The sequence below is a fragment of the Enterovibrio norvegicus DSM 15893 genome, from assembly GCF_900115495.1.
Lineage (GTDB): Bacteria > Pseudomonadota > Gammaproteobacteria > Enterobacterales > Vibrionaceae > Enterovibrio > Enterovibrio norvegicus.
Map to the genome: position 1 here is coordinate 214,133 of NZ_FOWR01000002.1, position 7,264 is coordinate 221,396.

Below are 7,264 nucleotides of genomic sequence, written 5' to 3' on the forward strand. Positions count from 1 at the left end.
GCAAGGAGAGGGATGAAATCTGTAGTAGCTTTTAGACAGCCAAGCATCCTTTCGTCTAAGTTCACAAAACAGTGCGAAAACATGCATAGATGACGGATTTCAAACAGATTAGATGCATATGGATGGGCTTTTGTGAAAGGGGGATGTGCACGATCACCGCACGCATTGGAAAAAGTGGGAAAGACGCGCTGTGGTTGCGAAGGTCGCCAAAATGCGGAAGCGGTTGATGGGAGCCAATAACTGAATCTGACGTATCACTCTGTCGCATTTGTGGTTTGCTAAAAATACCTGTCGCTGTAATTCCCATGTCCCAATAACTCCCACAGTCGTTCCATTTCTAGCCTTCGCTTAACTTGACAGTATGTGAACTTTCATATAGTTTCGACTCGACATGTTATGGTTTTGACTCAATACTATAATATGTTAATCCTCCCTGAATTGGTAGGACAGTTAAGAGTTGATAAAAACACGAACTAGTTACTTAAAATGGAAGCAATGAGAGGCAAATATGAAGAGAGCAATATATGCAATTTTTAGTATTTCCATACTGTTGGGGTGCACAACCACTGTCAGTGCAGGAAATAGTGGGAAAGGAGTGCCAGGCTACGATGCGGATTCCAAATCTCTAGAAAGGTCTCCCGTATCACAGGAAGAATTCGCACTTTTACAAAAAACGATCTTTTTTGGACCTGATGATGTGAAGGCTCTTCATCAAGCTCAAAAAATTCTCAAGCCTCAAATCAATGAAATTTTAGACACATGGTATGGGTATGTTGGTGCGAACCCTCATTTACTTTATTACTTTTCGAACAAAGACACCCATGAAGCAAATGGCGAGTATTTATCACGTGTCCGTGCGCGTTTTGAGCAATGGATACTTGATTTGACGAGTGCGAATTATGATCAGCAATGGCTGGATTATCAGCATGAAATTGCGAAACGCCATCATCGTGTGGGTAAGAATCGCGCTGATGATGTGAACTCCGTTGATCATATTGACTACCGCTACATGGTTGCGTTTATTTATCCCATCACAACCACAATTAAGCCGTTTTTAGCAAAAGGTAATACTTCACAAAAAGAAGCGGATGCAATGTACGAAGCGTGGAGAAAAGCGGTGATTTTGTCAGTTGTGCTTTGGACTCACCCTTATATTAAAGATGGTGATTTTTAGGCGAGGTTGATTGAACGTTAGCTTTAAACGTTAACGCTAAACATAAAATACAGATGTACAGCCCTCCCAGTTTGATTATGGGGGGGCTATTTTCGTGGCGTAATACCAGTTCATACACAGAAGAAAGAACGTAACGCTGCCCACCAGTTATCACTCTGCCAACGCTTGGCTTTTTAATGCGATCTTCCAAAAAAATGACTTAAGTGTCGGACTCTAAGAGCGCTGAATACTAAAGATGAACAATGCAAGACGCTCATCGCATGATAGAAAAATCGGAACAGTGCTGATTGCGCTGGATGAATACAAAAAACTACATTAACTCGTTGTTTAAAAATATAAATGTTGCATGGCTGTAATGCTTTGTAATGAACAAAATAGATCTTTTTAACCATGATTTTATGTAGGAATACGATGAAGATAATGACACAAAGCCTAATCACATTAGGCTTGATGATTTCCTCAACCTGTTTAGCGCAATCACTCCCCAAAGATCACGACTTTTTTTCCGGTGAATTTGGCCGATATCAACAAAACAGCGGAAAAGTTGTCGGGACATATATTGGAAATTGGATTGAACCCAGCGAAGTAAGCAAAATCAATGGCAACAACGTTACCCACCTGATTTATGCGTTTGTAGAGACATGCGGTGATAAGCAACGTGCGGTGCTCAATGAGGTGTGTGACAAGCTGGAAGATAACCAATTAGCGGTCAATGACAGCACCGTTGATACCACCTTTATTACTCAATTTAGTCGACTAAAGCAGCGATACCCTGATTTGAAAATTCTGCTTTCAATTGGCGGTGGTGGTCGTTCGGCGACATTTGAACAAGTCACCTCGAACAAAGAAAATAGCCAAGTTTTCATTCAATCAACACTCGACTATCTGGCTAAATATCCGGTATTTGACGGCATTGATATTGACTGGGAATACCCGTTAACCCATGAACAAGGCGCTGCGTTTGCCACGTTAATGAAAGATCTGCGTGTTGGGCTTGACCAACTTGGCGTAGAGCAGGGACGTAACTACATTAACTCAACCGCGGTTAATACCATTGACTACCTCACTCAATTCGTTGATTACACGCAAGTAGCGCCAAGCACAGACCTCATTTTCATGATGACGTATGATTTTTATGGCAGTTGGACTGAAAAGAACATTGGTCATCACACGAATTTAAAAAACCACCCAAACAACACTGAACAAGGCTATGGCCATAGTGTTGACGCTGCTGTGAATAAGTTCCTCTCTTTCGGCATTCCTGCAGACAAGCTCGTTATTGGTGTCGCTAAATATGCGAGAGGATGGCAAGGCGTTTCTGAGCATGAAAACGGAGGGCCATTTGGCACTGCAACCAGCGAGTTATACCCAAGCGCCATTGAAGAAGCAGGCGTGATGACCTATGCGACGCTTTACGACACCGTCTTGGGCCAAAAAGGGCAGGGTAAAGATGGATTTGAAATTCGTTACGACGCCAAATGTGAATGCCATTACGCGTGGCGCGACAAAGATTCAGCCCTCATCACCTTTGACCACCCGATTGATGTTTACCAGAAAGCGCAATACGCCGTTAAACGAAACTTAGCAGGCGTATTTTCATGGGCATATCAACAAGACAACGGCGACTTATTGAATGCGATGAATGTTGGTATCGGGAATAAGGTTGAAACAAAGTAATTAGCGGCGAGAACTGCAAGAAATCAATCCTGCCTATGCCCGTTGTTGATGCGAACTCATATGGGGTAATCAAAATGGTTGGTCTAGAAAACGTATCGTTCTAGCGCCAACCATTTTAGCGTAAAGCGCATATTGGCTCTTCATTTCAGGGGCTTAATTTAATGGTCATTCGGTTGATGAAACCGCATTTCTTGTTCAAGAAATCAGGCGTTTATTGTTAGATCTAGATACGATAGCCTAGTCGTACAAAAAGGGAATGGACGAATTGATGAATATAGGGATATTTCTCATCGTGTTGGTGAGCATGTTTTGGGGTGTGTTTGCCTACAAGAAAAAGCGGAAAGCGCAGTTGGTTTTCATTGGGACTTATCGTTTCAATTCAGTGATTAAAAAGAAAGTCGCGAATAAATACCCGCATCTCACTGATCAAGATTTGATGTTAGTGATAGATGGCCTCAAAGATTATCTCACCATCTGCAATCAGGCGAACAAAAAGCAGGTTGCGATGCCTTCACAGGTGGTTGACGTTGCTTGGCACGAGTTCATCTTGTTCACCAAGGAATACCAGCAGTTTTGTGATAAAGCGTTTGGACGGTTTCTTCACCACACACCGACAGAAGCGATGAAAACCCCCACCTCCGCTCAAGAGGGGATCAAACGTGCTTGGCGCTTAGCTTGTGCAAGAGAAAGTATTAACCCAATTCACCCAGCTAAACTTCCACTGCTTTTTGCCATTGATGCGAAGCTCAATATCGAAGACGGTTTCATCTATTCGCTTGATTGTCAGAAAACGTCATCATCGTACTGCGCCAGCCATATTGGCTGCTCATCTGGCTGTGTGGGTTCGAGCTGCGCAAGTGGCGATGGCGGCGGAGGATGCGGTGGTGGGAGTTAGTGCCAGTCTCAGATCATTTGCAGTCAAAATGGTTGGCGATCAAACGATATGAAAAGCATGTTGTTCCAAAACCAACCATTTATCTTAAATTACCGTCTATGAGCTTGAGGGTACTGAATGCATGTAACTGATAATGTTGTGCTTTTCTAAAAGTGCCTGTCCCCGCTATTCCTCTTATCCGCAATCTGGCCGAAAGCTAGGTAGGGTGTTATCTATTTTTTCACAACTCATGAAAATGTTGAGGTTTGCTTCACAGTAACTTTTTATTGCGACAAGAAGCGAGTCGGCGGTTTCAACTTTGCCACTATCTCGAAGGTGACTTCGAACGATGAGCGCAGTCGCCATAGACTGCTCGTGAGTCTTCGTTGTTTGGTGTGTGATAGTACCCAGAAATAAGCTAGTTAAAGAGAGTGCTTCGGGTATATCTGACGAAAGTTCTCCGTCACAAGACGATTCAAGGGCGAGGGCGTTAGATACTTTTATGATTTCGTTTGCTTCATTGCTATAAGAGTATCGTGATAAATCCAATTGGTTTTGAGCCATTTTTGAAATCAGTTGATTTTTGTGGTCTAAGATATCACTGACGAAATAGAGCCCAATGGTAAAGCAAAATGCTGCGCCCAAGGTGAACACGCTTAGTAATTTCATCCATTGTTTTAGCAATTCAATATCCCTTTTCTACACATAGCAACCTTACCGAAGGCGGCGTATTCAAGTAAGGTCAGTTTCTTGCGTTGATTACAAAACGTCCTCTTACTCTCGCTTCCATACATGTGTGGCTTACCTTCAATTGTTCGCCCGATACCTGAATATTCAAAGTGATGGTAACAGTATCTCACGCTAATTAGTCTTTTATGTCAGAGGCATACGGAGTGATTCACAGTTTATAGGTTCTAGCTGCCATTGCTTGGAGAACGTTGCTAAGGGTATCGCTGGGCTTGTTCGTCTACCCATAAAGAAATGATCGCCGAACACAACGTGAAACGCAGTGATAGTAAGGGGTTGCGTCGATACTGATGAGGGATGAGCGGGGTTTAGTCATTAGTGAGGCGTTGTTTCCTAAATCATTGAACTAATCCCAATAGTAGCGATCAGATCATCAGAGTCTGCAAACGAGTGACGATGAAGAGTAAAGCCAAGTACAAAATCAGCAACTGGAAGCAATACAATCAAGCATTGATTAATAGAGGTTCAGTCACCTTTTGGGTTGATGAAGCCGCTATCCAGAGTTGGCACTGCAAAGAGCATCATGGCAAACGAGGAAGAGGCTTTACCTTTACCGATAGTGCCATTGAAACTGCGCTAATGATTAAAGGCATTTTCAAGCTCCCTTTGCGCGCCCTTCAGGGCTTTCTTGACTCGATATTTGTCCTGATGGACGTGCCGCTGAAATCGCCGTCATACAGCTGCATCAGCAAGCGGGCAAAGACCGTTGAAGTTCAATATAGGTTACCCAGTCGTGGACCTATTGCGCATGTTGTTATTGATGCAACAGGCTTAAAGGTGTTCGGCGAGGGAGAGTGGAAAATGCGCAAGCATGGCAAGGAAAAGCGCCGTATTTGGCGAAAGCTACACCTTGCGATTGACACCAGTTCACATGAGGTCATTTCAGCTGTCATCAGCTTAGAGTCTGTCGGTGACAATGAAGCGTTGCCGACGTTGCTCAATCCATTACGCCGAAAAATCGCTCAGGTCAGTGCCGACGGCGCTTACGATACAAAAGCCTGTCATCAAGTGTTGAGGAGAAAAGGCATAAAACCGACCATTCCACCGCGCAGCAATGCTGGCTATTGGGAAGACGGCCATCCTCGAAATGAAGCCGTCAGCGCCTTGAAATCAGGTCAGTTGGAAGAGTGGAAACGAGAAACGGATTACCACCAACGTTCCTTGTCAGAAACGGGGATGTATCGGTACAAAAAGTTACTCAGTCCACAACTGGCCCTGCGAGATTACGATGCACAAGTCGGCGAAGCACTGGCAAACGTGAAAGCAATGAACAAAGTCATAAGACTAGGTATGCCTGTCAGTTACCGAGTTGAGTAATACGGTTAACACTCGTTGGATCAGCACGTTAGGTGACTGATTTGATCAACAACGCCCATTAGTGATCAAAATGGTTGGCAATCAAACAATATGAAAAGGATATCGTTCCAAGGCCGACCATTCATCTTTACTAAGCGTCTTTGAGCTTGGGGGCACTGAATGTATTCAACTGATAATATTGTGCTTTTCTAAAAGTGCCTGTCCCCGCTATTCCCCCGACGCCACCAGAAGGGGCCGAAAAACCAGAGCGAAGCGGCGGTTTTTTGGTCCCTCTGGCTGGCTTTGTTAAACTTATTCCGTTGATGTAAATGCAGCCCATTTCCTCTTAAACCAACCGTCTTCTTTATGATCTCTAACCTCTTCATACTTTTCAATTGTGAACTTTACTTGATCACTAGTTAGATCTGAGGAAGTAGAGGAAAGTGCATCTTTAAATTTATTAGTAAACCTGTTTTTTGAACGTTTACCAGAATAGTAAGCCCAAAAACCAAATGGAATTAGTAGTACAGTGTATACAGCAAGAACTATTAATATTACCAGTGAGTTATCCTTCCATTTTTTGTATTTGACTATATCAATATTCGTATTGCCAATACTTATGTCGGTTTCTGGAGCCTCTCTACCTTCAAAAATCAAGCTCAAGTAGTAGTATTCATCTCCAGTTTTCTTTAGTACTCCCACCTCAAACCCCAAAACATTTTTAGAGCCAGTATCTATATCTTCTATATCTAATGCTGGTATTTTATTTGGCGGCGAAAGTTTTCTGCTTATTAACTTAAATTTTTTATCGCTCTGTACTTTTACGTATATTCTTACCTTTTCTAAATCAGTAAAAGTCCTATTGTGAATAGCATACTCAACAACTGAAATATTATCAATTGGTGTGGTCTTATGCCTAATTTCCAAATCCTTTTCAATTGCATCAGGGTAACTAAAATAAGGCGCCCTTGAACCATCTCGATATTCAAGTTCATTGCTCCCATTTATCCAAATCGTAAAAAATATTGTTATTGCCGCAATAATAGAAGCTTTAACAACCTCTAAAACAAAGTTCTTTCCAGATTCCATGCTTATCCTTTAGAAATTTAACGCCGCATTAAGGTGTGAGCGGCGCTTGGCTATACTTGAGCGAAGCGAAACTGCCAAGCGTTGCGAATCACTCTTAAATGCTTTGTTGAACGAAGCCGCTACGCGGCAGAATAGAATATCCCGCCTACGTTTCTCTCAACCCTGCCAATCGGGCAGCGGACAGGAGAAATACCATGAACCGTCAACAACAACAGCACTTCGATGCGCTTTACCAACAGCACCTCAATAATTTAACGCTACAAGGCAAACGACCCGCCACCATTGATGCCTACAGCCGTGCCGTACGGCGTATCGCCATGTTCTTTGATTGTCCGCCGGATAATCTCTCTCAGCAACAGCTCAAAACCTACTTCGTGAACCTTATCGGAACCCATTCTTGGAGTACC

General features: G+C 43.1%; 7 protein-coding genes and 1 pseudogene. 5 read left to right on the top strand and 3 right to left on the bottom strand.

The window, feature by feature from the left end; genetic code table 11:
- Positions 1 to 508 precede the first annotated feature (508 nt).
- The 3 genes from BM082_RS02300 (at position 509) to BM082_RS02310 (ending at position 3,746) form a co-directional block, all read left to right on the top strand.
- Positions 509 to 1,174, top strand: coding sequence for a protoglobin domain-containing protein (locus BM082_RS02300; protein WP_244275897.1), 666 nt, complete (start codon positions 509 to 511; stop codon positions 1,172 to 1,174).
- A 411-nt stretch (positions 1,175 to 1,585) separates the two neighbouring features.
- Positions 1,586 to 2,851 (top strand): glycoside hydrolase family 18 protein, encoded by a 1,266-nt coding sequence (locus BM082_RS02305; RefSeq protein ID WP_074925115.1) that lies wholly within the window; start codon positions 1,586 to 1,588, stop codon positions 2,849 to 2,851.
- Between the two features lie 268 nt (positions 2,852 to 3,119).
- Positions 3,120 to 3,746, top strand: a complete 627-nt coding sequence (locus tag BM082_RS02310) for a glycine-rich domain-containing protein (protein ID WP_083417908.1) — start codon at positions 3,120 to 3,122, stop codon at positions 3,744 to 3,746.
- 174 nt (positions 3,747 to 3,920) lie between these two features.
- Here BM082_RS02310 and BM082_RS02315 read toward each other — a convergent pair whose 3' ends face one another.
- The gene (locus BM082_RS02315) at positions 3,921 to 4,409 is read right to left on the bottom strand and encodes a hypothetical protein (protein WP_244275899.1); all 489 of its coding nucleotides are present in this window, start codon (positions 4,407 to 4,409) and stop codon (positions 3,921 to 3,923) included.
- A gap of 286 nt (positions 4,410 to 4,695) precedes the next feature.
- A pseudogene (locus tag BM082_RS25265) lies at positions 4,696 to 4,788 on the bottom strand (transposase); the annotation flags it as partial.
- Positions 4,789 to 4,868: 80 nt separating this feature from the next.
- On the opposite strand from BM082_RS25265, the gene BM082_RS02325 reads away from it, so the two are divergent.
- Positions 4,869 to 5,789, top strand: a complete 921-nt coding sequence (locus tag BM082_RS02325; protein ID WP_074925121.1) for an IS5 family transposase — start codon at positions 4,869 to 4,871, stop codon at positions 5,787 to 5,789.
- A gap of 291 nt (positions 5,790 to 6,080) precedes the next feature.
- Here BM082_RS02325 and BM082_RS02330 read toward each other — a convergent pair whose 3' ends face one another.
- Entirely contained in the window at positions 6,081 to 6,857 is a 777-nt protein-coding gene (locus BM082_RS02330) for a hypothetical protein (RefSeq protein WP_074925123.1), read from the bottom strand.
- Between the two features lie 194 nt (positions 6,858 to 7,051).
- On the opposite strand from BM082_RS02330, the gene BM082_RS02335 reads away from it, so the two are divergent.
- Positions 7,052 to 7,264, top strand: a 213-nt coding sequence (locus BM082_RS02335) for a phage integrase N-terminal SAM-like domain-containing protein (RefSeq protein ID WP_208862512.1), incomplete at its 3' end; no start/stop codon positions are given.